We start from the raw sequence: 21104 nt of genomic DNA, 5'->3' as shown, positions 1-21104 counted from the left end.
CGACGATGCCCGGCTGCGCGAGCTCTCGGCCATGCGGCGCGTGCGCGACCGGATCGATCGCGAGTACGCCAGGCCGCTCGACGTCCCGGCCCTCGCCGCCGGCGTGCACATGTCGGCGGGGCACCTCAGCCGCAAATTCCGCGAGACCTACGGGGAGTCACCGTACGCCTACCTGATGACGCGTCGGATCGAGCGCGCGATGGCTCTGCTCCGACGGGGCGACCTCAGCGTGACCGAGGTGTGCTTCGAGGTGGGGTTCCAATCCCTGGGCACCTTCAGCACGCGCTTCTCGGAGCTCGTCGGCCGGTCGCCGCGCGAGTACCGCCGTCATCCCGAGCCCGGACCCGGCATCCCCTCGTGGGTGGAGAAGCAGGCGACGAGACCGATCAGGAATCGAGAAGTGTCGGAGCGAGGGGATCGGTAGCGTCGTGGGCATGAACATCACCATCAACGCCAGCTTCCTCCCGCACACGGACGCCGAGGCATCCGTCGCCTTCTACCGTGACGTGCTCGGATTCGAGGTCCGCAAGGACGTCGGGTACGAGCAGATGCGGTGGGTCACCGTCGGTCCGGTCGGCCAGCCCGACACCGCCATCGTCCTCACGCCGCCCGCGGTCGATCCCGGCATCAGCGAAGGGGAGCGCGCCACGATCCTCGAGCTCATGGCGAAGGGCAGCTACGGCGGGATCGTCCTGGCGACGTCGGATGTCGACGCCGCGTACGCTGAGATCGAAGCGAGGGGCGCCGACGTCGTCCAGGAGCCGATCGACCAGCCCTACGGCATCCGCGATTGCGCATTCCGCGATCCGGCCGGAAACATGGTGCGTCTGCAGCAGACCGCCTGATCGAGAGAAGAGCAAGAGGATGCAGCAGCACGCCGCCGACACCCATGACCTGATCCGCGTGCAGGGCGCGCGTGAGAACAACCTCAAAGACGTGAGCGTGGAGATCCCGAAGCGGCGCCTCACCGTCTTCACCGGGGTGTCCGGTTCGGGGAAGAGCTCCCTGGTGTTCGACACCATCGCCGCGGAGTCGCGCCGGATGATCGATGAGACCTACAGCGCCTTCGTGCAGGGCTTCATGCCGTCCGTGCCTCGTCCCGACGTCGACGTGCTCGAGGGGCTCACCACCGCCATCATCGTCGACCAGGAGCGCCTCGGAGCGAACCCGCGCTCGACGGTCGGCACGGTCACCGACGCGAACGCGATGCTGCGCATCCTCTTCTCCAAGCTGGGGCAGCCGTACATCGGCGGCCCGACCGCGTTCTCCTTCAACATCCCCACCCAGAAGGCCAGCGGTGTGATGACGGGCCCCGGCGGGGAGAAGAAGATCGTCAAGGACGCGATCTACCTCGGCGGCATGTGCCCGCGGTGCGAGGGGAGGGGAGCGGTCTCCGATCTCGACCTCGCTCAGATCGTCGACGAGTCGAAGTCCCTCGATGAGGGCGCGATCATGGTGCCCGGCTACACCGCCGACGGATGGATGGTGAAGGGCTTCTCGCAGTCGGGGTTCTACCCGGCTGACAAGCCGATCGCCGCGTTCAGCGAGAAGCAGCGGCACCTCTTCCTCTACGGCGAGGTCACGAAGGTCAAGATCTCCGGGATCAACATGACCTACGAGGGTCTCATCCCCAAGATCACGAAGTCGATGCTCTCCAAGGACCTCGACGCACTGCAGCCGCACATCCGCGCGTTCGTCGAGCGCGTCGCCACGTTCGCGGTCTGCCCCGAATGCGACGGCACCCGTCTGACGGAGGGCGCCCGCTCATCGAAGATCGACGGCGTCAGCATCGCCGACGCATGCCGGATGCAGGTGACCGACCTCGCGGCCTGGGTGCGCGGGCTGGATCTGCCCGGTGCGGGGCCGCTGCTCGAGGCCTTGAGCGCGAATCTCGACGCCTTCGTCACTCTGGGTCTCGGCTACCTGTCGCTGGAGCGCCCGTCGGGCACGCTGTCGGGGGGAGAGGCGCAGCGCATCAAGATGCTCCGTCACCTCGGCTCATCCCTCACGGACGTGACCTATGTGTTCGACGAGCCGACCATCGGCCTGCACCCGCACGACATCCAGCGCATGAACTCCCTGCTGCTGCGTCTGCGCGACAAGGGCAACACCGTGCTGGTCGTCGAGCACAAGCCCGAGACGATCGCCATCGGCGACCACGTCGTCGACCTCGGACCAGGCGCAGGCAGCGCCGGCGGCGAGATCTGCTTCGAGGGCACCGTCGAAGGTCTCAAGGCGAGCGGGACCAAGACCGGCGCGCATCTCGACGACCGGGCGGCTCTCAAGGACTCCGTGCGCACGGGCGACGGAGCCATCGAGGTGAGGGGAGCGACGGCGAACAATCTGCAGGACGTAGACGTCGACATCCCCAAGGGCGTGCTCACGGTCGTGACCGGCGTCGCCGGCTCCGGCAAGAGCTCCCTCATCCACGGCTCCGTCTCGAAGCGCGACGGCGTCGTCGCCATCGACCAGGGGGCCATCAAGGGCTCCCGTCGCAGCAACCCCGCCACCTACACGGGCCTGCTCGAGCCGATCCGCAAGGCATTCGCGAAGGCGAACGGCGTGAAGCCTGCGCTGTTCAGCGCCAACTCCGAGGGAGCGTGCCCCACCTGCAAGGGAGCGGGCGTGATCATCACCGAGCTCGGCTTCATGGACACCATCGAGACGCCGTGCGAGGACTGCGGCGGGAAGCGCTTCCAGGCCAGCGTGCTGGAGTACAAGCTCGCGGGCAAGGACATCACCGAGGTGCTCGACCTGCCGGTCGCCGAGGCGCGCGTGTTCTTCTCCGAGGGTGAGGCCAAGCTGCCGGCGGCCGCGGCGATCCTCGGACGGCTCCAGGACGTCGGACTCGGCTACCTCTCGCTCGGACAGCCGCTGTCGACGCTGTCAGGTGGCGAGCGTCAGCGGATCAAGCTCGCGATCCAGATGGGGGAGAAGGGCGACATCTACGTCCTCGACGAACCCACCACCGGACTCCACCTCGCCGATGTGCAGAACATCCTCGGGCTCCTGGATCGACTGGTGGAATCGGGCAAGACGGTCATCGTCATCGAGCACCACCAGGCTGTCATGGCTCACGCCGACTGGATCATCGACATCGGTCCCGGCGCAGGTCACGACGGCGGCCGGGTCGTGTTCGAGGGCACTCCGGCCGATCTCGTCGCCGACAGGGCGACGGTGACGGGGGAGCACCTCGCCGAGTACGTCGGGGCGTGAACGGTCAGTCGCGGCGCGCGATGATCGTGTAGGTGCACGGGACGAGGTTCTGCTCCGCCTCCGGCCAGGCGAAACCGTCCGGCACCTCGATCATCCGTTGACTGAACCGCCACGGGAGCGTCTTCCCCTCGTCGAAGTGGAGCAGCCTCAGGCCTGCCCTGAGCAGGGCGCCGAGGATCTCGGAGAGCGGATGCGGCCACTCGTAGGTTCGCGGATGCGCGAGCGTGCCGTCGCCGACGTACGTGGATTCGTCGTCCCACTGCTGCGCGGTGCCGTCGCCGAAGTACGGGTAGCGGAGGGCCAGCGTCGGTGAGTCCTCATCAAGCGCATAGAGCAGAGGATGACCGTCGCGGATGAAGAACGTGCCGCCAGGCCGAAGGAGCGCGACGATCTGCGCCGCCCATCGGTCCAGGTCGTCGAGCCAGGTGATGGTCCCGATGCTCGTGTAGACCACGTCGAAATCTCCGGTCACGGCACGTCGGGCGTCGAGGACATCGGTCTCGACCCAGGTCGCGTCGACACCTGCACGGTCCGCCAGCCTCGACGCCGCGTGGAGCGCAGAGGGGGAGAAGTCCACACCCGTGACGATCGCGCCAGCGCGCGCCAACGAGACCGTGTCGGTGCCGATATGACACTGCAGGTGGCACAGGTCGAGCCCGGCGAGGCTCTCCGCGGGAAGGAACGGCGCAAGGGCGGTGAGATCCGCGCGGACCACATCGCTCAGGTGCGCGGGATCGTCGTACGCGTCCAGCCCGTACGCCTCTTGGTGCAGCGGCACGCGATCCTCCCAGTTCTCCCGGTTCGTCGCCCGCGCATCCTCCCACCCGATCTCCACGTTGCTCTCGTTCACGATGCGAGCCTATCCGCCGTGGTGCACGCCGGGCTGTCGGTGCAGCGGGAGAATGGACGGATGTCCGTAGATCGCTCGTACATCCGCGTCAAGACGATGCTCATCGCACCGCATCCCGATGGATCCCGGCACCTCGTCAGCAGAAACGCTCCGACCACGGAGAACCCGGACGGATACGACCGGCTCGTCGGCGGCAGCGTCGAGCTCGGAGAAACCCATCGTGAGGCGATCATCCGCGAGGTTCGGGAGGAACTCGACTCCGAGATCCTGGATCTGGTGCATGTGGGCGTCGTCGAGAACATCTTCCGGTTCAACGGTGAGCTCGGTCACGAGATCGTCGCGCTGTACACCGGACGTCTGGCGTACATGCCGCCCAGCGAAGGCGGCACGCTCACGGAATCCGACGGCTCGACGGTCCCTGTCGTGTGGCGTCCGTTCGATGACGCTCAGCTCACGGTTCCGCTGTACCCCGCGGCCGCGAACGAGTGGATACGCGACCTGCCCAGCGACCTCGTGAGGTAATGCCGATAATGCACATTATGTCAGGTCACGTGAGAAGCGTCCCGGGACTGCCCGACGCGTCCTCCCCTGACGGCGCCGTCGCCTGAACCAGTCGAAGTGACGCTCACAGCGCGGTGAGAGTCAACGGCGTGAAATCGACACTCGAATCACGGTGGCGTGCTCGAAGCCATTCGATCGCCTCGTGCAGGTCTCGGCCGATGTTCGTCAGCGAGTCGAATCGGGTCGTGTGATATATCGTCAGCTCATCATCATCGCCATCGCGGGCGCCGGTGTCCCAGGCGAGATAGTCGCCGTTCTCGCTCATGGCGAAGACCATAAGTCGCTGCGCGATCTCCCACGAGCCGTGGGGTTCGACCTTCCAGTCGTACCCCTCTGTCCGGCCCTCATCGAAGTCCTCATGCAATCGATCGGTCAGGTGTTGGCCTCGACCCACCACGCCGTCACCGAATCCCGAAGGGGCCGGTGTGTAGATGAGCCAGAGACCGAACAGCCGCCCCCAGCCGAACGAGCGGACGAAAGAAACGTACGACGGCGGAAATCCTGCGCCGTCCGGCAGCCGGTGATTGGTGAGCGTGCCCTCATCCAGTGTCGGCTCGGGCAGCTCGCTGATGGAGAGCTTCCACGGATTCTCGTTGTCCACCCCTGAAGGGTATCCGTCGGCGGCTCGGTGGCACTGCGTCGGGAGTGTCGACGGCCGGCTGCGATCGGTGCTCACGGATGAGTGGGACCACGAGATCGTCCTGTCCGCACTCCCCTGACCGGACGTGTCGGCGCATGGACGCTCAGCGAGAGCCGTCGACCCCGTAACCTGCGAGGAACAGCTCGACCGCGCGTGAGACGTCGACACCAGCGGGAGCGCCTCCGAGCAACTGCGCGTTCAGCGGGGCGCCGATCACGAGCCAGGTGAACTGCTCCGCAGCCGCGTGAGCATCCTCGATCTGAAGCCGCCCCTGCTCGCTGATCCCCTGAAGCGCTGCGGCGAGGTTCTCGATGTTCGCGTTCCAGCTCTCCGCGAGGTACCGCTCCGCCACATCCGGGTGCGCCGTGGCCTCAGCCGTCACCAGCCGACGCATCTCCAGCACGGGGGCGCTGAGGATGCCCGCTCGCATCGTCTCCCCCAGTTCCACGAGCCCTGCCCTCACGTCACCACTCTCCCCCAGGCGTGCCAATGCCGGCCGCATCGCATCCCTCCCCGCGTGCGCCCAATCGCGCACGACCGCGGCGAAGAGGGCCGGCTTCGACGAGTGCTCCCGGTACAGGGACGCCTTCGAGATCTTCGCGCGCTTGGCGACCTCATCCATCGAGGTCCCGGCGTATCCACGCTCCAGAAACACCCCTCGAGCGACCGCGACCAAGTCGGCACCGGAACTCCCCGCAGGTCGGCCGGGGCCGCGAACGCTGTCTGTCATGGTCACTACTTTAGTACTTGACAGTTCTAAAGTAGGCGGAATAACATTCAGTACTAATCGGTACTAAAGGAGCGTCATGATCGTCATCGGAATCCTTGTCGCGTCGGTAGCCTCATTCCTCGCCAGCGCCGCCCTCTATGCGATACCCGCCGTCTCTGCGCTCATCGCGCGAACGGCGACGCCGAGACCCGGTCTCCCCGTCGTCGTCCAGATGCTCAGCGTGCTGCTGCGGAGCATCCTCGCCTCCGTGTTGATCGCCGGGCTGATGCTGGCCGCCGACTGGCACGGCCCTGCGACGGGCGCATCGCTCGGCCTCGCCCTTTCCACACTCCCCCTCATCCTCCTCATGGGCGGCGTGGTGCATGAGAACACCGCCCTGTCGGCAGCCGGCGTGCATCTGCTCGACTGGATCATCAAGCTCACGCTCATCGGGGTCATCATCGGCCTCTTCCTCTGACACGAAGCCCGATCGGAGAACCTCATGACCAGCACGACCCCCTTGGACATCACCTTCACCGCGACACTGGGAAAGGTTCGCGCCGGAGACACGTGGACCTGTGTGCAGCTGCCGGACTCGGCATCGATCTTCGCCACTCGGGGCCTCGTCAAGGTCGAGGGGACCATCGATGACGTGCCATTCCGGGGCGCTTTCATGGCTCTCGGTGACGGAACCCACAAGCTGCCCGTCGCGGCTGTGATCAGGAAGACGATCGGCAAGACCGATGGAGACGCCGTCACCGTCCATCTGACCGGTCGTCGGAGTTGAGCGGCTCCGTGCGAGGCACATGCCTAGGATTGGGCCGTGTCCATCGATGACTGCGTCACCATCCTCACTGCGCGGGGCGTGACCCTCGAGGCTGGGCTCAGCCCCACCGAGATCATCGGTGTCGAAGAACGATTCGGATTCGAATTCAACCCCGACCATCGACGTCTTCTCGAGACCGTCCAGCCCACGGGAGAACGCTGGTTGGACTGGCGAAACGAGAGCCCAGCGAGCATCGAGGCGCGTCTGGCCTGGCCCTTGGAAGGGCTCCTCTTCGACGTCGAGCACGATTCCTTCTGGCCTTCGACCTGGCCGAAGAAGCCGGATACCCGTGCCGAACAGTTCCAGATCGCTGCCGATCGAATCGCAACGTGGCCGATGCTGGTGCCGATCTTCGCGCACCGCTACCTGCCGGCGCACCCCTTTTCCGGTGGGGCCCCTGTCTTCTCGGTGTGGCAGTCCGACGTGATCGTCTATGTGAACGATCTGGTCGACTACTTCCTCCACGAGTTCGGCCCGGTCGATGTTCAGCGCATCGGGAGCGCACCCGACGTCGGTCCCGACACCTGTCGGCCGTGGTCGCTTCTCGCTTTCGGATCGGATGTCGTCGACTGACCTGCGTTCCGCGACGCCGGGTGGCGCGATCCGAACCGCCGAGCAGGAGTAGCGTTGAACCGTGAAGCAGGTACACGTCTCCCCCGCAGCGACACCGGGATGGCGGGCCTGGCTCATCTGGTCCGTCGGCGTTGCCGCCTATGTCCTGGCCATCACGAATCGCACCTCGCTGGGCGCCGTCGGCGTCGATGCTGCAGACCGGTTCCAAGCCGACGCCTCGACGCTCGCGCTCTTCGCCGTCGTGCAGTTGGCGGTCTACGGCGGGATGCAGATTCCGGTCGGCGTCCTTCTCGACAAGTACGGCTCGCGCCCGATCATGACCATCGGCATGATCCTGATGGCGGCGGGGCAGCTGACCATGGCGGTCTCCCCCAGCATCGGCATCGCGATCCTCGCCCGCATCCTGCTCGGGGCAGGCGATGCCGCGATCTTCCCTGCGGTGCTCCGTCTCGTGGCGACCTGGTTCCCGGCACAGCGGGGGCCGCTGATGGTGCAGTTCACCGGCATCCTCGGGCAGGCGGGGCAGTTGGTCGCGCTCGTTCCGCTCGCCGCGTTCCTGCACGCCACCAGCTGGACGGTCACCTTCGGAAGCATCGCGGGACTCGGAGTGCTGTTCGCGATCCTCGTCTTCCTCGTCATCCGCAACCATCCGCCCGAGCGCGGTGCGGATGTCACCGTCGACACGGACACGGGGGTCATCCGCGTCGTCACCTCCGCCATCGACACCGGTGTCGGCATCCGAGCCGCATGGGCGCACCCGGGCACCCGCCTCGCGTTCTGGTCCCACTTCACCACGCCGTTCGCCGGCACCGCGTTCGTCCTGCTCTGGGGAATGCCGTTCCTCACCGCAGCGCAAGGGCTCGACACGGCGCATGCCGCGGCGATCATCTCGGTGTATGTCGTCGCGGGCATGGCACTCGGCCCGGTGATCGGCGACCTGTCTCGGCGCATGCCGAACCAGCGCTCCTTCGGGCTCGTCCTGCCCGCCGTCGGCATCCAGCTGGTCGCCTGGGTCGCGGTGATCGCGCTCCCCACGCGAGCGCCCGAGTGGATGCTGTACGTGCTCGCCGTCGCGCTCGCGACCGGAGGCCCCGCCTCCATGATCGCCTTCGACCACGCCCGCACGCACAACCCGTCACACCGGCTGAGCACTGCGACGGGCGTGACGAATGCGGGTGGCTTCATCGCGGCACTCATCGCGATCTTCCTGATCGGACTCGCGCTCGATCTGCAGGGCGCGGGAACACCCGCCACCTACACGCTCGATGCGTTCCGCGTCGCGTTCCTCATGCCGATCCCGTTGTGGATCCTCGGCACCGTGTTCATCCTCATCGAGCGCAAGCGCACTCGCATCCGCGTCGGCCTGGATCCCGAACGGCGTCGTTGACGGCCTCGAACGGCGACTCTGAGGCCGGACGAAGGTCACCGGGTGGGGCGTCTGAGCGGCGTCCACCCGAACGGCACAGGGCCGTCGAAGACCGCTCTCTCCTCGTCCGCCCTCACCGACCACCCCTGCGCGTCGCCAGGGGTGTCGAAGGCGCCTCTCGCGACCCGGAGACCGACGTCTTCATGATGCATGCGGGGCGCTCCCCCGCGTCGGACCGATGCGCGCACGCTCCATGCATCATCCGCGAAGCCGCCCCCGCGGAACACGCGGTAGTCGTCGTAGCGCGCAGGGTCCAGCAGATCCCAGCACCACTCCCAGACGTTGCCGAGGGTGTCGAACAGGCCATTGAGGTTCGGGAGCTTCCCGCCGACATCCTGAGGAGAGGCGACCCCGTCCGCACCGGTCCACGCCGCATCGGCGAGAGGCGCGTAATGGGGGCCCGTCGAGCCCGCGCGGCAGGCGAACTCCCACTCCGCCTCGGTGGGCAGCCGGTATCCCTCTGCGGTCACATCCCAGCTGACGTCCTCTCCGTCGAACCGGTAGACGGGGTCGAGTCCTTCCCACTCCGATGCGGCGTTGCAGAAATGCACCGCTCTCAGCCAGCTCAGGTCGGACGCCGGACGACGCGGATGCCGTGACGGCACCGGCAGCACCTCGGCGAGCTGCTCCTCGGTGATCGGGAAGACACCGATCTCGAAAGGTTCCACCTCGACGAGACGCTCGACCTTGCGTCGCGCGTCGTGCAGGGTGACGGCACCGCCGGCGATCCGGCGCATCTCGATGTCGGTCACGGCGTCCGTGGCGTCCGCTCGACCCAGTCGGGGTACTTCGCGGTGCGCCCATCCCCCGACGACGTCCCTGTCACACGCCGTTTGACCCACGGCCCGACGAATTCGCGATAGTACGCAAGTCCGCCCGGGCCCATCCCCCGTTCGTCCCGCGGCGCCCACCAGCTCTCCGGCGGCTCGAATCCGAGCGCGTGCAGAACGCGAGCGGCCACGCGATGATGCCCGGCCGCGTTCATGTGAAGACGATCCTCCGACCAGTACTGCGGTCGGTAGAGCTCGTGATCGCCCCAGTTCAGCGCCGTGACGACGTCCGGACGCTCGGCGACCCGCCGCAGCACGGCATCCGACAAGAGATCTCCGCGCTTCTGGAACACCTTGCCCATCGGCAGCTGCCCGCTCGGGTTCGCTCCGGAGAGCAGGATGAGGGTCACGCCCTCTTCGTCGCAACGTCGCAGCACGCGGCTGAAGGCGTCGGCGATGTGCTCGACATCGGCTCGGGGCCTGAGCACGTCGTTGCCCCCGCCGTTGAACGAGAGGTGCGTCGGACGCAGAGCCAGCGCAGCCTCGAGCTGCTGCTGGACGATCGGCCAGGCGAGCTTGCCCCGGATCGCGAGATTCGCGTACTGGATCGTGTGCCCCGCGGCATCCGCCCAGCCCTGCGCGGTCAGGTCTGCCCAGCCGCGCTCCCGCCCGTCCGGGAGGACGTCGCCGACACCCTCCGTGAAGGAGTCGCCGATCGCCACGAAACGTACATCTGCCACCCCCTCAGCCTATTGCCGGGTGGCGACATCGGCGCTCAGCGGTCGTCCAGCGACTGCCCCTTCCGGTCGCTGAGACCCCAGGCCGCCAGCGCGGCGACGAGGAAGCAGATGCCGAAGATCACGAAGACGAGGGGCGCGCCTCCCATGAGCAGCAGTGCCGGAACCGCGAGCGGCGCGATGATCGACGCCACCCGCCCGATGCCGGCCGCCCATCCTGCGCCCGTCGCCCTCAGAGACGTGGGGTAGACCTCCGGAGTCACGGCGTAGAGCGCACCCCATGCACCGAGAGTGAAGAAGGACAGCGCCATCCCCGCGGCGATGATCGTGCCGGCCGTGCTCGCCGTGCCGAAGAACACCGCGGAGATCGCAGCCCCGACGAGGAACACCGAGAGCGTGCTGCGCCGCCCCCAGACCTCGATCAGCCATGCGGCCACGGCGTACCCCGGAAGCTGGGCGAGTGTGATGATCAGCGTGAACCCGAACGACCGGACCAGATCGAAACCCGCGTCGACGAGGATGCTCGGTATCCAGATGAAGGCGCCGTAGTAGGCGAAATTGACCCCCAGCCACACCACCCACAGGCAGACCGTGCGGAGTCGAAACTCCGGATGCCACAGCGTCGTGACGCGTGACCTCGTGGTCGCGGTGATCGCCCTGGACGGCGGTTCCCTCCTGATCGCCGGACCCGCCACGATTCCCGCATCGAGCTCGAAGGACACGACGATCCGCTCGGCCTCCGCGATGCGGCCGCGCATGGCGAGCCAGCGCGGCGACTCCGGCATACCCCACCGCACGAACAGCGCGTACGCCGCGGGGATCGCCCCCAGCGCGAAGGCCCAGCGCCAGCCGTCGTCGGATGCCGGGATCACGAAGAAGCCGATCAACGCCGCGGCCGTCCACCCGACCGCCCAGAACGCTTCGAGGATCACGATCAGGCGCCCGCGGATCTTCACAGGAGCGAACTCGCTCACGTAGGTCGACGCCACGGGCAGCTCAGCGCCCAGCCCGAGTCCCACGAAGAAGCGCAGCACCAGGAGCATCGCCAGTCCGCCGACGAGCGCGCTCGCCCCTGTCGCGAGCCCGTAGATCAGCAGTGTCATGGCGAACACCTGGCGGCGCCCCAGGCGGTCCGCCAGCAGCCCTCCGAGCGTCGCGCCGACGGCCATTCCTATGAAGCCCACCGAGGCGACCCACCCGGCTTCGGGCTTCGTCAGCCCCCACTGCTGCGTGAGCGCCGCGAGGATGAACGAGATGAGCCCGACATCCATCGCGTCGAGCGCCCAGCCCAGACCCGAACCAGTGAGGAGCCGCAGATGCCTCCTGGTGAACGGCACCTCATCCAGGCGCTGGGCGAGAGACGCACGACTCGGCAGAGAGGTGTTGGCCATGTCCTTCATCGTAGGGCCGGTGCCGCTCCTCCCCCGTCAGTCGGCGAGGAGTCTGCGCACGCGCGGCATGACCTCGGTGCCGTAGAGCTCGATGCTGCGCATCATCGCCTCGTGCGAGAGGGTCCCCGTGGCGTACTTCAGGTCGAAGCGACCCAGGCCGAGAGTCTTGACGGTGTCGGCGATCTTCGTCGCCACGCGGTCGGGCGAGCCGACGTACAGCGCCCCCTCGGGGCCGACGTCGTTCTGGAAGCGCGCCCGGCTGTACGGAGGCCACCCGCGCTCGCGTCCGATCGTGTTGTTCATCGCCTCGAAGCCGGTGTAGGCGGCATCCCATGCCTCGTCGTCGGTGTCCGCGATGTGGCCGGGCGAGTGCACGGAGACGGGGTGCGACGTCGTCCCGAAGGACGCGACGGAGCGGTGGTACAGATCGACGAACGGCTTGAACCGCACAGCGGGCCCGCCGATGATCGCCAGCATGAGCCCGAGCCCGTGCCGAGCGACGCGCACGACCGACTCCGGGCTGCCGCCGACGCCGACCCACGTGCGCAGGCCCTTCTCCGTCTTCGGGAAGACATCCGCCTTCTCCAGCGACGCGCGCATCGTGCCCGACCAGGTGACGGGCTCCTCCTTCAGGAGCTGGACGAACAGGTCGAGCTTCTCCTCGAAGAGAGCCTCGTAGTCGCGCAGGTCGTATCCGAAGAGGGGGAAGGACTCGATGAACGAGCCGCGACCGAGAACGACCTCCGCGCGGCCGTTCGAGACGGCATCCAGCGTGGCGAAGCGCTCGAAGACACGGACAGGATCGTCCGATGACAGCACGGTGACGGCGGTGCCCAGGCGGATGTTCTCGGTCTTCCCGGCGATCGCCGCGAGAACCATCTCGGGTGCGGACACGGCGAACTCCGGACGGTGGTGCTCCCCCACGCCGAAGAAATCGACGCCGACGGCGTCTGCCAGCTCTGCCTGCGCAACGACGTTCCTGATCGTCTGCGCGCCGCTGAGGAGGTCGCCGCCCGCGTCTCTGGTGATGTCGCCGAAGGTGTCCAGCCCGAACTCGATGCTCATGTCATCCCTTTCCATTCAGATGCATGAACACCGGTGCGGGCCGGACCATTCCCGCTACTTCTCGAGCAATGCGGTGCGCAGCGTGTCGAGACCGACTCCACCCATGTCGAGCGCCCTCTTGTGGAACTCCTTGACGTCGAAATCTGCACCGCGCTCGGCCTGGTACGCCTCACGAACCTGCTCCCAGATGCGCTGCCCGACCTTGTAGGACGGCGCCTGCCCCGGCCAGCCGAGATAACGGTTGACCTCGAACTGGACGAACTGATCCGACATGTTCACGTTCTTGCGCATGAAGGCGAGAGCGTAGTCCGCATCCCAGACCCCATCGCCCTCGAGCCGCGGCTTGCCCAGGTGCACGCCGATGTCGAGGACCACACGCGCCGCACGCATGCGCTGGCCGTCGAGCATGCCGAGACGGTCGGCGGGATCGTCGAGATAGCCGAGCTGCTGCATCAGGCGCTCGGCGTACAGAGCCCACCCCTCGGCGTGGCCGGAGGTGCCCGCGAGCAGGCGCCGCCAGGAGTTCAGCTCCGCGCGGTTGTACACCGCCTGCGCGATCTGCAGGTGATGACCAGGGACGCCCTCGTGGTACACGGTGGTCAGCTCACGCCAGGTGTCGAACTCGGTGACGCCCTCGGGGACGGACCACCACATGCGACCGGGGCGCGAGAAGTCATCGGTCGGGCCGGTGTAGTAGATCCCGCCCTCCTGCGTCGGCGCGATCATGCACTCGAGGGTGCGGATCGCTTCGGGGATGTCGAAGTGGGTCGCACCGAGCTCGGCGACGGCACGATCGCTCGTCTCCTGCATCCAGCGCTGGAGCGCGTCGGTGCCCACGAGCTTTCGCGACGGGTCGGACTCCAGGTGCGCGACGGCTTCCTCGACCGAGGCTCCGGGGAGGATCTCATTCGCGATCGCCGTCTGCTCCGCGACCATGCGCGCGAGTTCCTCGCGCCCCCACTCGTACGTCTCATCGAGATCGATCGTGGCGCCGAGGAAACGACGCGAGTTCAGCGCGTAGAGATCTCGGCCCACGGCATCCACCTCGCTCGCCACCGGAGCGAGTTCCTCAGCGAGGAAACGACGCAGCTCGTGGTAGGCGACGCGGGCCGCTGCGGAGTTGTCGGCGAGGGTGCGGGCGAGGGATGCCGGGAGGTTGCCCTCCTCGGGGCCGCCGTTCGCGACGAACTCGGCGAAGAAACCGTCATCGGCCGTGTAGCGATCGATCTGCGTGGCGACCTCGGTGACCTGACGGCGCGCGGGTGTGACGCCCGCCGCGATACCGGCGCGGAGCGTCTCGGTGTAGCCGCGGAGCGCATCGGGGACGGCAGCGAGCCGAGTGGCGATCACCGACCAGTCGTCGCTCGTCGCGGTCGGCATCAGGTCGAACGCGGCACGGACATCCTGCGCGGCAGACGCGATCACGTTGAGATCGCGCAGGTGCCAATTCGCCTCGTGGAGCTCGAGATCGAGGCTCAACTCAGCGCTGAGATCGGTCTTGGTCACCTCATCGATGGCATCGACCGGCTCGAGGGCGGCCAGCTTCGCGAGCGTCGCCCTCGTCGCCGCGGCGACCTCCTCGTGACCCTGCGGGCTCAGATCGCCGAAGCGATCGTTCACCTCGGAACGGCCGATGTAGGTGCCGAGGGTGGGAGCGAGGACGGCGATCGTGTCGACCCACTCGTCGGCGACCTTGTCGACGGCTGACGGGGTGCGGGGTGCGGAAGTCATCCCTCCAGCGTAGCCCGCGGCACCCCGTCGCAACATATCGGGAACCGGGTCGCCGCCGAGATCAGTGGGCGGCCTCGTTCCAGTCCTGGCCCCGACCGACCTGCACATCGAGAGGAACAGTCAGCGCCGCGGCGTCACCCATGCGGGCGCGGACGATGCGCTCTGCGGCATCCCACTCCCCCGGGGCGACCTCGAGCACGAGTTCGTCGTGGATCTGCAGCAGTACCCGCGACCCGAGACCCTCTGTGCGGAGATCGTCGTGGATGTGGAACAGCGCGATCTTCATGATGTCGGCCGCGCTCCCCTGGATCGGCGCGTTGAGGGCAGCGCGTTCGGCGTTCTCGCGGAGCACGCGGTTCGGGCTCGCGAGGTCGGGGAACGGCCGACGCCGTCCGAAGATCGTCTCGGTGTAGCCGACCTCCTTGGCCTTGAGCACGGAAGCCCGCAGGTAGTCGCGGACGGCGCCGAATCGGGCGAAGTATTCCACCATCAACTGCTTCGCCTCGGACTGCTCGATGCGCAGCTGCTTCGAGAGACCGAACGCCGAGAGGCCGTAGACGAGCCCGTAGGACATGGCCTTCACCTTCGTGCGCATCGCGGAGGTGACGTCGCTCGGCTCGACCCCGAAGACCCGGGCGCCGACGAACCGGTGCAGGTCCTCGCCGCTGTTGAAGGCCTCGATGAGCCCCTCGTCTCCGGACAGGTGCGCCATGATGCGCATCTCGATCTGCGAGTAGTCAGCGGTGAGCAGCGACTCGTAGCCCTCTCCGACCTGGAAGGCGCTACGGATGCGCCGAGACTCCTCGGTGCGTACGGGGATGTTCTGCAGATTCGGGTCCGTGCTCGACAGGCGGCCCGTCTGGCTCCCGGTCTGCACGTACGTGGTGTGGATCCGGTGATCGTCGCCGATCGCCGTGTCGAGGGACTCGATGATCTGGCGGAGTTTGGTCGCCTCACGGTGCTGTAGCAGCAGCCCCAGGAACGGATGCGGGTTCGACTCCTGGAGATCGGCGAGCACCGCGGCATCCGTCGAGTATCCGGTCTTGGTCTTGCGCGTCTTGGGCAGCTGCAGATCGTCGAACAGCACCTCCTGGAGCTGTTTCGGCGAACCGAGGTTGAACTCGCGTCCGACGAGAGCGAACGCCTCCTGAGCGATGCCCTCGGCCCGGATTCCCAGTTCGCCCGAGAACGTGGACAGGACGTCGTGAGAGACGGCCACGCCGGCGACCTCCATGTCGGCGAGCGTGAGCAGGGTCGGCAGCTCGATGTCCGTGAGGACGGCCGCGACCGAGTCCGGGATGTCCTCACGCAGTGCCGCCGCGACGCGCAGAGCGAACCATGCCTCCTGCGAGGGCGTCGCGCCCTCGGTCTCGGGGACGAGCTGCGAGGGATCCGCCTCGGGCAGCTTCTCTCCCAGGTACCGCTCCACGAGGTCGCTGAGCGACTTGTCGGGGAAGCTCGGACGCAGGAGCCATCCTGCGAGGCTCGTGTCGTACACGAGCCCGCCGAGGCGGACGTCGCGACGGAGCAGCGCTTTCACCTGCGGCTTCGCGTCGTGGATGATCTTCGGAGCGTCGGACTCGAGCCAGCCGCGAAGAGCCTCCTCCGCTTCGGCGCTCCAGTCGAGCTCGCGGAGCTCGGTCTCCGTCGCGGCCCCCAGGCGTGACGGAGCGCCCGACTGCGTGGTGAGGGTGAGCGCGATGTCGCCCTGCACGCCCGTCGCCCATGCGACGAAGGCCGCCGGATCGACCTCGACCGGTTCGGGGAGCACGACGACGGATGCCGGGTCGTCTGCCACCTCTCCTGCGCCGACGGCCTCGAACACGCGCGGAAGGAGCGTGCGGAACTCGAGTCGGGCGAAGATGTCGCGCACGGCCTGCGCATCGATCGGCGTGACCGCCAGGTCGTCAGGCGCCACGGGCAGCTCGACGTCGGTGAGCAGCCTGTTCAGCTTGCGGTTGCGTCGAACATCCTCGATGTGATCTCGCAGGTTGCCGCCGACGACGCCCTTGATCTCCCCGGAGCGCTCGAGGAGATCGTCCAGAGACCCGAACTGCGTGAGCCATTTCACGGCGGTCTTCTCGCCCACCTTCGGCACTCCCGGCAGATTGTCGCTCGTCTCGCCGACCAGCGCCGCGATGTCGGGATACTGCTCGGGGCGGACGCCGTAGCGCTCCTGCACCGTCGTCGGGTCGTAGCGCTTGAGCTGGGAGACGCCCTGCACCGACGGATACAGGAGGGTGACGTCATCGGTGACGAGCTGGATCGTGTCGCGATCTCCGGAGACGACCAGCACGTCGTAGCCCTGGGCGGCGCCCTGCGATGCGAGGGTGGCCAGGATGTCGTCGGCCTCGATGCCCTCTTTGGTCAGCACAGGGATCGACATCGCGGCGAGGCAGTCCTGCAGCAGTGGGATCTGGCCTCGGAACTCCTGAGGCGTCTCGGACCGCGTGGCCTTGTACTCGGGGTACTCGTCGGTGCGGAACGAGTGCCGCGACGTGTCGAACGCGATGGCCATGTGGGTGGGCTGCTCGGCCTTGATGAGGTTGACCAACATGGACAGGAACCCGTAGATGGCGTTCGTGTGCTGGTTGTCCTTGGTCGTGAAGTTCTCGACCGGAAGGGCGAAGAAGGCACGATAGGCGAGCGAATGGCCGTCGACGACCATGAGGGTAGGCTTTGCGGAGTCCGTCACCCTGTCAGCCTAACGAGGACGACAGACACCCGCTGAGGAGGATTCATGAGCGACGTCACGACGAGCGAAGGACTCGAGTGGGCGACCGCCCGCGGCATGGGCGCATTGGCCGAGAAGATGGGCATCGAGTTCACCGAGTTCTCCGTCGAGCGCTCCGTCGGCACGATGCCTGTCGAGGGCAACACCCAGCCGGTTGGACTCGTCCACGGAGGTGCGTACGTAGTCCTCGGCGAGTCGCTCGGATCGATGGCGGCGAACCTCCATGCCGGACCGGGACGACTCGCCGTCGGCGTCGATATCAACGCGACGCACACCCGCTCCGCGACCTCGGGCACGGTGACCGGCGTATGCACGCCGATCCACCTCGGCCGCAGCATCACCGTGCACGAGATCGTCATCTCCGACGATCAGGGACGTCGGTGCTCCACGATTCGCATCACGAACATGATCAAGGATCTCCCCGCCTGATCAGGGACGGCTCTTCAAGAGACTGAGCACCTCGGTCATCTGAGACGACAGCCCGTCCAGACGACCGTCGATCCCGTCCAGGCGACCGTCGAGCCCGTCGAGGCGACCGTCGATCCCGTCGAGGCGACCGTCGAGCCCGTCGAGGCGACCGTCAAGCCCGTCGAGGCGACCGTCGATCCCGTCGAGGCGACCGTCGAGCCCGTCGAGGCGACCGTCGATCCCGTCGAGGCGACCGTCGAGCCCGTCCAGACGACCGTCGAGCCCGTCCAGACGACCGTCGATCCCGTCCAGGCGGACGCCGATGCTGCCCAGCTGCAGATCATGCCCGGCGAGCCGTGCATCCATCTCCTCAAGCAGTTCGTAGATCGCGGAGATGTCGTTGGTGTTCTGCTCCATCCGGAGGTCTACCTGCGGGGGTGTCATCGCCATGCGTCGAAGATACGCCGCCCGCGCAGGCCATCGCGCACGTAGACCGGAACCCGTGGAGAGATCCCCCACAATGACGTGTTGGAGAGGAAGAGTCAGGCTTCGCCGAGGACTCGCTGGAACAGCAGATGGTCCTGCCACTCCCCCGCGATGCGGAGGTATCGAGGGGCCATCCCGATCTGAGCGAACCCGTTCCCGAGCAGCACGCGCTGCGAGCCGGTGTTGTGCACCAGCGTGGCGGCCTGCACGCGGTGCAGATGGAGTTCGTCGGCCGCGTACGCCATGACCTGCGCGACCGCTTTCGATGCGAGTCCTCGTCGCAGCCGGGTCGCGTCGATCCAATAGCCGAGATCGGCGCTCCAGAATGCTCCCCGGACGATGTTGTTGAGGTTCATGCGTCCGCGGATCTCGCCGTCGCCGGACACGATCACGAAACGCGCACTCCGTCCGGCAGCGGCCTCCTCGACGCTCAGCCGGGAGTGGTTCTCCTGCCAGGCCTCCGTGAAGAACTCCGCAGGCCGCGACGGATCCCACGGACCCAGATGGCTCCGATTGGAGGTGTAGGCGCGAGCAAGCGCGGCGCCGTCACCAATCTGCACCGCCCGCAGAGTGTGCTCCGCGTCCAGCGGACGCACTGCTACTTCTTCGGCGCGAGCTGCTCGATGATGGCCTTGGCGACATCCTGCATGGTCAGACGACGGTCCATGGACGCCTTCTGGATCCAGCGGAACGCCTCCGGCTCGGACAGCCCCATCTTCTCGTTGAGGAGTCCCTTGGCGCGATCGACGAGCTTGCGGGTCTCGAAGCGCTCGACCATGTCGGCGACCTCGGCCTCGAGCGTGATGATCTGCTCGTGGCGGGCTAGAGCGATCTCGATCGCGGGAAGCAGGTCGTTCGGCGTGAACGGCTTCACGACGTAGGCCAGGGCGCCGGCCTCGCTCGCGCGCTCGACGAGCTCCTTCTGGCTGAATGCGGTCAGCAGCACGACGGGAGCGATGTTGCCCTTGTGCAGCTTCTCGGCGGCGCTGATGCCGTCGAGCTGCGGCATCTTGACGTCCATGATGACGAGGTCGGGGCGAAGCTCCGTGGCGAGTGCGACGGCCGTCTCGCCGTCGCCCGCCTCTCCGACGACGTCGAAGCCGTTGTCGCGGAGGATCTCGACGATGTCGAGGCGGATCAGCGATTCGTCCTCGGCGACGACGACGCGTCGGGGTGCGGATGCCGTGGGCTGCTCAGCCTGCTCTTGCTCAGTCACAGGTCTATCCTATCGAACCAGGCTCCGGCGCTGGCCGCGGGGCGATGCCGTGCCGCGATCCGCCGTGTCGAGCGCACCGTCGCGAGCGACGTTCGGGCCGCTCGCGACTCTGGGTGCCGGCGGTGGGACTCGAACCCACACGCCCTTTCGGACAAAGCATTTTGAGTGCTCCGCGTCTGCCATTCCGCCACGCCGGCCCACCGTAGACCCTATCGCACACCCGGGATACGACTGCGCGCCGCACCCCGACGAGGGAGTGCGGCGCGCAGCAGGAAAGACGTCAGACGCCGGCCTTGTAGATCGGCGCGGCACCGCGGATCGCATCGCCGACCTTGTGGACGCGGAGGTCGTTGGTCGACCCGATGATCCCGGGAGGGGAACCGGAGATCACGACGACCCTGTCCCCTTCCTCTGCGAGCTTGTTGCCGAGGAGGTACTCATCGACCTGGTGGTACATGAGGTCGGTGTGCTGCACCATCTCGACGAGCGTCGAGTGAATTCCCCAGGTCAGCGCCATGCGGCGGCGGATGCCGGGCTCCGGCGTGAACGCGAGCATCGGGATGCGCGAGCGCAGCCGCGACAGTCGGCGAGCGGAGTCGCCCGACTGGGTGAAGACGCAGAGGAACTTCGCCTCGACGAACTCCGCGACCTCCAGAGCCGCGAGGGTGATCGCGCCACCCTGCGTTCGCGGCTTTGTCGTGAGCGGGGCCACGCGCTCCAGGCCGTGCTCCTCGGTCGACTCGACGATACGGGCCATGGTCTCCACGACCACGACCGGGTACTCGCCGACGCTGGTCTCGCCGGAGAGCATGACCGCGTCCGCACCGTCCAGCACGGCGTTCGCGACGTCGGAGGTCTCTGCGCGCGTCGGAACGGGGCTGCTGATCATCGACTCGAGCATCTGCGTCGCGACGATGACGGGCTTCGCCATGCGACGGGCGAGTTCGACGGCGCGCTTCTGCACGATCGGCACGGCCTCGAGCGGGAGCTCGACGCCGAGGTCACCTCGGGCGACCATGATGCCGTCGAACGCGTCGACGATCTCCTCGAGAGCATCCACCGCCTGCGGCTTCTCGATCTTGGCGATGACGGGGACCTTCACGCCCTCTTCGGCCATGATCTCGTGGACCCGGTCGACGTCGGCGGCGTTGCGCACGAACGACAGCGCGATGAGGTCGGCGCCGGTGCGCAGACCCCAACGCAGGTCGTCCTCGTCCTTCTCGCTCAGCGCGGGGACGTTCACGGCGACACCGGGCAGGTTGATGCCCTTGTTGTTCGACACCGCTCCCGCGACGATCACGCGAGTGGTGACCGTGACGCCGTCGGTGTCGACGACCTCGACGCGCACCTTGCCGTCGTCGATCAGCAGGAAGTCCCCCGCCTTGACGTCCTGGGGCAGACCCTTGAAGGTCGTGCCGCAGATCTCCCTGTTGCCGATGATGTCCTCGGTCGTGATCTTGAAGATGTCTCCGACCGCGAGCTCGTAGGGTCCGGCCTCGAACTTGCCGAGGCGGATCTTCGGGCCCTGCAGGTCGACGAGGACCGCGACCGCCTTGCCTGCGTCATCCGCAGCGCGGCGGACGTTGGCGTAGTTCGCCTCGTGCACGGAGTAGTCGCCGTGGCTGAGGTTCAGTCGGGCGACATCCACACCAGCCTCGATGATCGCTCGCACGGTGTCATACGTAGAGGTGGCTGGGCCCAGGGTGGCGACGATTTTCGCGCGTCTCAACAGATTCTCCAGGGTAGAGGGGGGGATTAGAAATCA

Annotated in this window: 22 protein-coding genes and 1 tRNA gene; 9 read left to right on the top strand and 14 right to left on the bottom strand. The window is 67.3% G+C overall.

What is annotated here, in order from left to right; translation table 11 throughout:
• Positions 1 to 31: 31 nt before the first annotated feature.
• From LC438_RS09605 to LC438_RS09595, 3 genes are read left to right on the top strand one after another with little or no spacing between them, the layout of a single operon-like run.
• Complete coding sequence (locus LC438_RS09605) at positions 32 to 424, top strand: helix-turn-helix transcriptional regulator (protein ID WP_223587462.1); 393 nt, start codon at positions 32 to 34, stop codon at positions 422 to 424.
• A 10-nt stretch (positions 425 to 434) separates the two neighbouring features.
• A complete protein-coding gene (locus tag LC438_RS09600; RefSeq protein ID WP_223586423.1) occupies positions 435 to 845 on the top strand; it encodes a VOC family protein in 411 nt (136 codons plus the stop codon).
• 19 nt (positions 846 to 864) lie between these two features.
• Positions 865 to 3216, top strand: coding sequence for an excinuclease ABC subunit UvrA (locus tag LC438_RS09595; protein ID WP_223586422.1), 2352 nt, complete (start codon positions 865 to 867; stop codon positions 3214 to 3216).
• Positions 3217 to 3220: 4 nt separating this feature from the next.
• On the opposite strand, the gene LC438_RS09590 is transcribed toward LC438_RS09595, so the two are convergent.
• Positions 3221 to 4066 (bottom strand): bifunctional 2-polyprenyl-6-hydroxyphenol methylase/3-demethylubiquinol 3-O-methyltransferase UbiG, encoded by an 846-nt coding sequence (locus tag LC438_RS09590; protein ID WP_105677513.1) that lies wholly within the window; start codon positions 4064 to 4066, stop codon positions 3221 to 3223.
• Positions 4067 to 4126: 60 nt separating this feature from the next.
• On the opposite strand from LC438_RS09590, the gene LC438_RS09585 reads away from it, so the two are divergent.
• Positions 4127 to 4588, top strand: a complete 462-nt coding sequence (locus tag LC438_RS09585) for an NUDIX domain-containing protein (protein ID WP_223586421.1) — start codon at positions 4127 to 4129, stop codon at positions 4586 to 4588.
• Positions 4589 to 4691: 103 nt separating this feature from the next.
• On the opposite strand, the gene LC438_RS09580 is transcribed toward LC438_RS09585, so the two are convergent.
• Both LC438_RS09580 and LC438_RS09575 read right to left on the bottom strand, forming a co-directional pair.
• Positions 4692 to 5228 (bottom strand): SMI1/KNR4 family protein, encoded by a 537-nt coding sequence (locus LC438_RS09580; protein ID WP_223586420.1) that lies wholly within the window; start codon positions 5226 to 5228, stop codon positions 4692 to 4694.
• 142 nt (positions 5229 to 5370) lie between these two features.
• Positions 5371 to 5997, bottom strand: coding sequence for a TetR/AcrR family transcriptional regulator (locus LC438_RS09575; RefSeq protein WP_223586419.1), 627 nt, complete (start codon positions 5995 to 5997; stop codon positions 5371 to 5373).
• Between the two features lie 76 nt (positions 5998 to 6073).
• On the opposite strand from LC438_RS09575, the gene LC438_RS09570 reads away from it, so the two are divergent.
• The 4 genes from LC438_RS09570 (at position 6074) to LC438_RS09555 (ending at position 8762) form a co-directional block, all read left to right on the top strand.
• Positions 6074 to 6454 (top strand): DUF1761 domain-containing protein, encoded by a 381-nt coding sequence (locus tag LC438_RS09570; RefSeq protein WP_223586418.1) that lies wholly within the window; start codon positions 6074 to 6076, stop codon positions 6452 to 6454.
• Positions 6455 to 6478: 24 nt separating this feature from the next.
• Positions 6479 to 6763, top strand: coding sequence for a DUF1905 domain-containing protein (locus LC438_RS09565; protein ID WP_223586417.1), 285 nt, complete (start codon positions 6479 to 6481; stop codon positions 6761 to 6763).
• 36 nt (positions 6764 to 6799) lie between these two features.
• Positions 6800 to 7375: a hypothetical protein gene (locus LC438_RS09560; protein ID WP_223586416.1), complete on the top strand. Its 576-nt coding sequence runs from the start codon at positions 6800 to 6802 to the stop codon at positions 7373 to 7375.
• Between the two features lie 61 nt (positions 7376 to 7436).
• Entirely contained in the window at positions 7437 to 8762 is a 1326-nt protein-coding gene (locus LC438_RS09555; protein WP_223586415.1) for a nitrate/nitrite transporter, read from the top strand.
• A gap of 35 nt (positions 8763 to 8797) precedes the next feature.
• Here LC438_RS09555 and LC438_RS09550 read toward each other — a convergent pair whose 3' ends face one another.
• From LC438_RS09550 to polA, 6 genes are all read right to left on the bottom strand, one after another.
• The gene (locus LC438_RS09550; protein WP_105677427.1) at positions 8798 to 9538 is read right to left on the bottom strand and encodes a formylglycine-generating enzyme family protein; all 741 of its coding nucleotides are present in this window, start codon (positions 9536 to 9538) and stop codon (positions 8798 to 8800) included.
• 11 nt (positions 9539 to 9549) lie between these two features.
• Positions 9550 to 10311, bottom strand: a complete 762-nt coding sequence (locus LC438_RS09545) for an SGNH/GDSL hydrolase family protein (RefSeq protein WP_223586414.1) — start codon at positions 10309 to 10311, stop codon at positions 9550 to 9552.
• 35 nt (positions 10312 to 10346) lie between these two features.
• A complete protein-coding gene (locus LC438_RS09540) occupies positions 10347 to 11699 on the bottom strand; it encodes an MFS transporter (RefSeq protein WP_105677428.1) in 1353 nt (450 codons plus the stop codon).
• A 36-nt stretch (positions 11700 to 11735) separates the two neighbouring features.
• Positions 11736 to 12764, bottom strand: a complete 1029-nt coding sequence (locus LC438_RS09535) for an LLM class flavin-dependent oxidoreductase (protein ID WP_105677422.1) — start codon at positions 12762 to 12764, stop codon at positions 11736 to 11738.
• A gap of 54 nt (positions 12765 to 12818) precedes the next feature.
• The gene (locus tag LC438_RS09530) at positions 12819 to 14495 is read right to left on the bottom strand and encodes a DUF885 domain-containing protein (protein WP_223586413.1); all 1677 of its coding nucleotides are present in this window, start codon (positions 14493 to 14495) and stop codon (positions 12819 to 12821) included.
• 61 nt (positions 14496 to 14556) lie between these two features.
• Entirely contained in the window at positions 14557 to 17190 is a 2634-nt protein-coding gene (gene polA, locus LC438_RS09525) for a DNA polymerase I (protein ID WP_223586412.1), read from the bottom strand.
• Positions 17191 to 17235: 45 nt separating this feature from the next.
• Between polA and LC438_RS09520 the strand changes: the two genes are divergently transcribed.
• Positions 17236 to 17658, top strand: coding sequence for a hotdog fold thioesterase (locus LC438_RS09520; RefSeq protein WP_105677426.1), 423 nt, complete (start codon positions 17236 to 17238; stop codon positions 17656 to 17658).
• On the opposite strand, the gene LC438_RS09515 is transcribed toward LC438_RS09520, so the two are convergent.
• From LC438_RS09515 to pyk, 5 genes are all read right to left on the bottom strand, one after another.
• A complete protein-coding gene (locus LC438_RS09515) occupies positions 17659 to 18087 on the bottom strand; it encodes a hypothetical protein (RefSeq protein ID WP_223586411.1) in 429 nt (142 codons plus the stop codon).
• Positions 18088 to 18179: 92 nt separating this feature from the next.
• Positions 18180 to 18719 carry a GNAT family N-acetyltransferase gene (locus tag LC438_RS09510; RefSeq protein ID WP_223586410.1) on the bottom strand — a complete coding sequence of 180 codons (540 nt, stop codon included), beginning with the start codon at positions 18717 to 18719 and terminating at the stop codon, positions 18180 to 18182.
• A 2-nt stretch (positions 18720 to 18721) separates the two neighbouring features.
• Complete coding sequence (locus LC438_RS09505) at positions 18722 to 19339, bottom strand: ANTAR domain-containing response regulator (RefSeq protein ID WP_025103469.1); 618 nt, start codon at positions 19337 to 19339, stop codon at positions 18722 to 18724.
• 114 nt (positions 19340 to 19453) lie between these two features.
• Positions 19454 to 19536, bottom strand: a tRNA-Leu gene (locus LC438_RS09500).
• A gap of 83 nt (positions 19537 to 19619) precedes the next feature.
• A complete protein-coding gene (pyk, locus tag LC438_RS09495) occupies positions 19620 to 21068 on the bottom strand; it encodes a pyruvate kinase (RefSeq protein ID WP_223586409.1) in 1449 nt (482 codons plus the stop codon).
• Between the last annotated feature and the right edge of the window lie 36 nt (positions 21069 to 21104).

It is taken from the genome of Microbacterium sp. OVT16B (assembly GCF_019969705.1).
GTDB lineage: Bacteria > Actinomycetota > Actinomycetes > Actinomycetales > Microbacteriaceae > Microbacterium > Microbacterium natoriense.
This window is presented reverse-complemented; position numbering and strand designations above follow the sequence as displayed.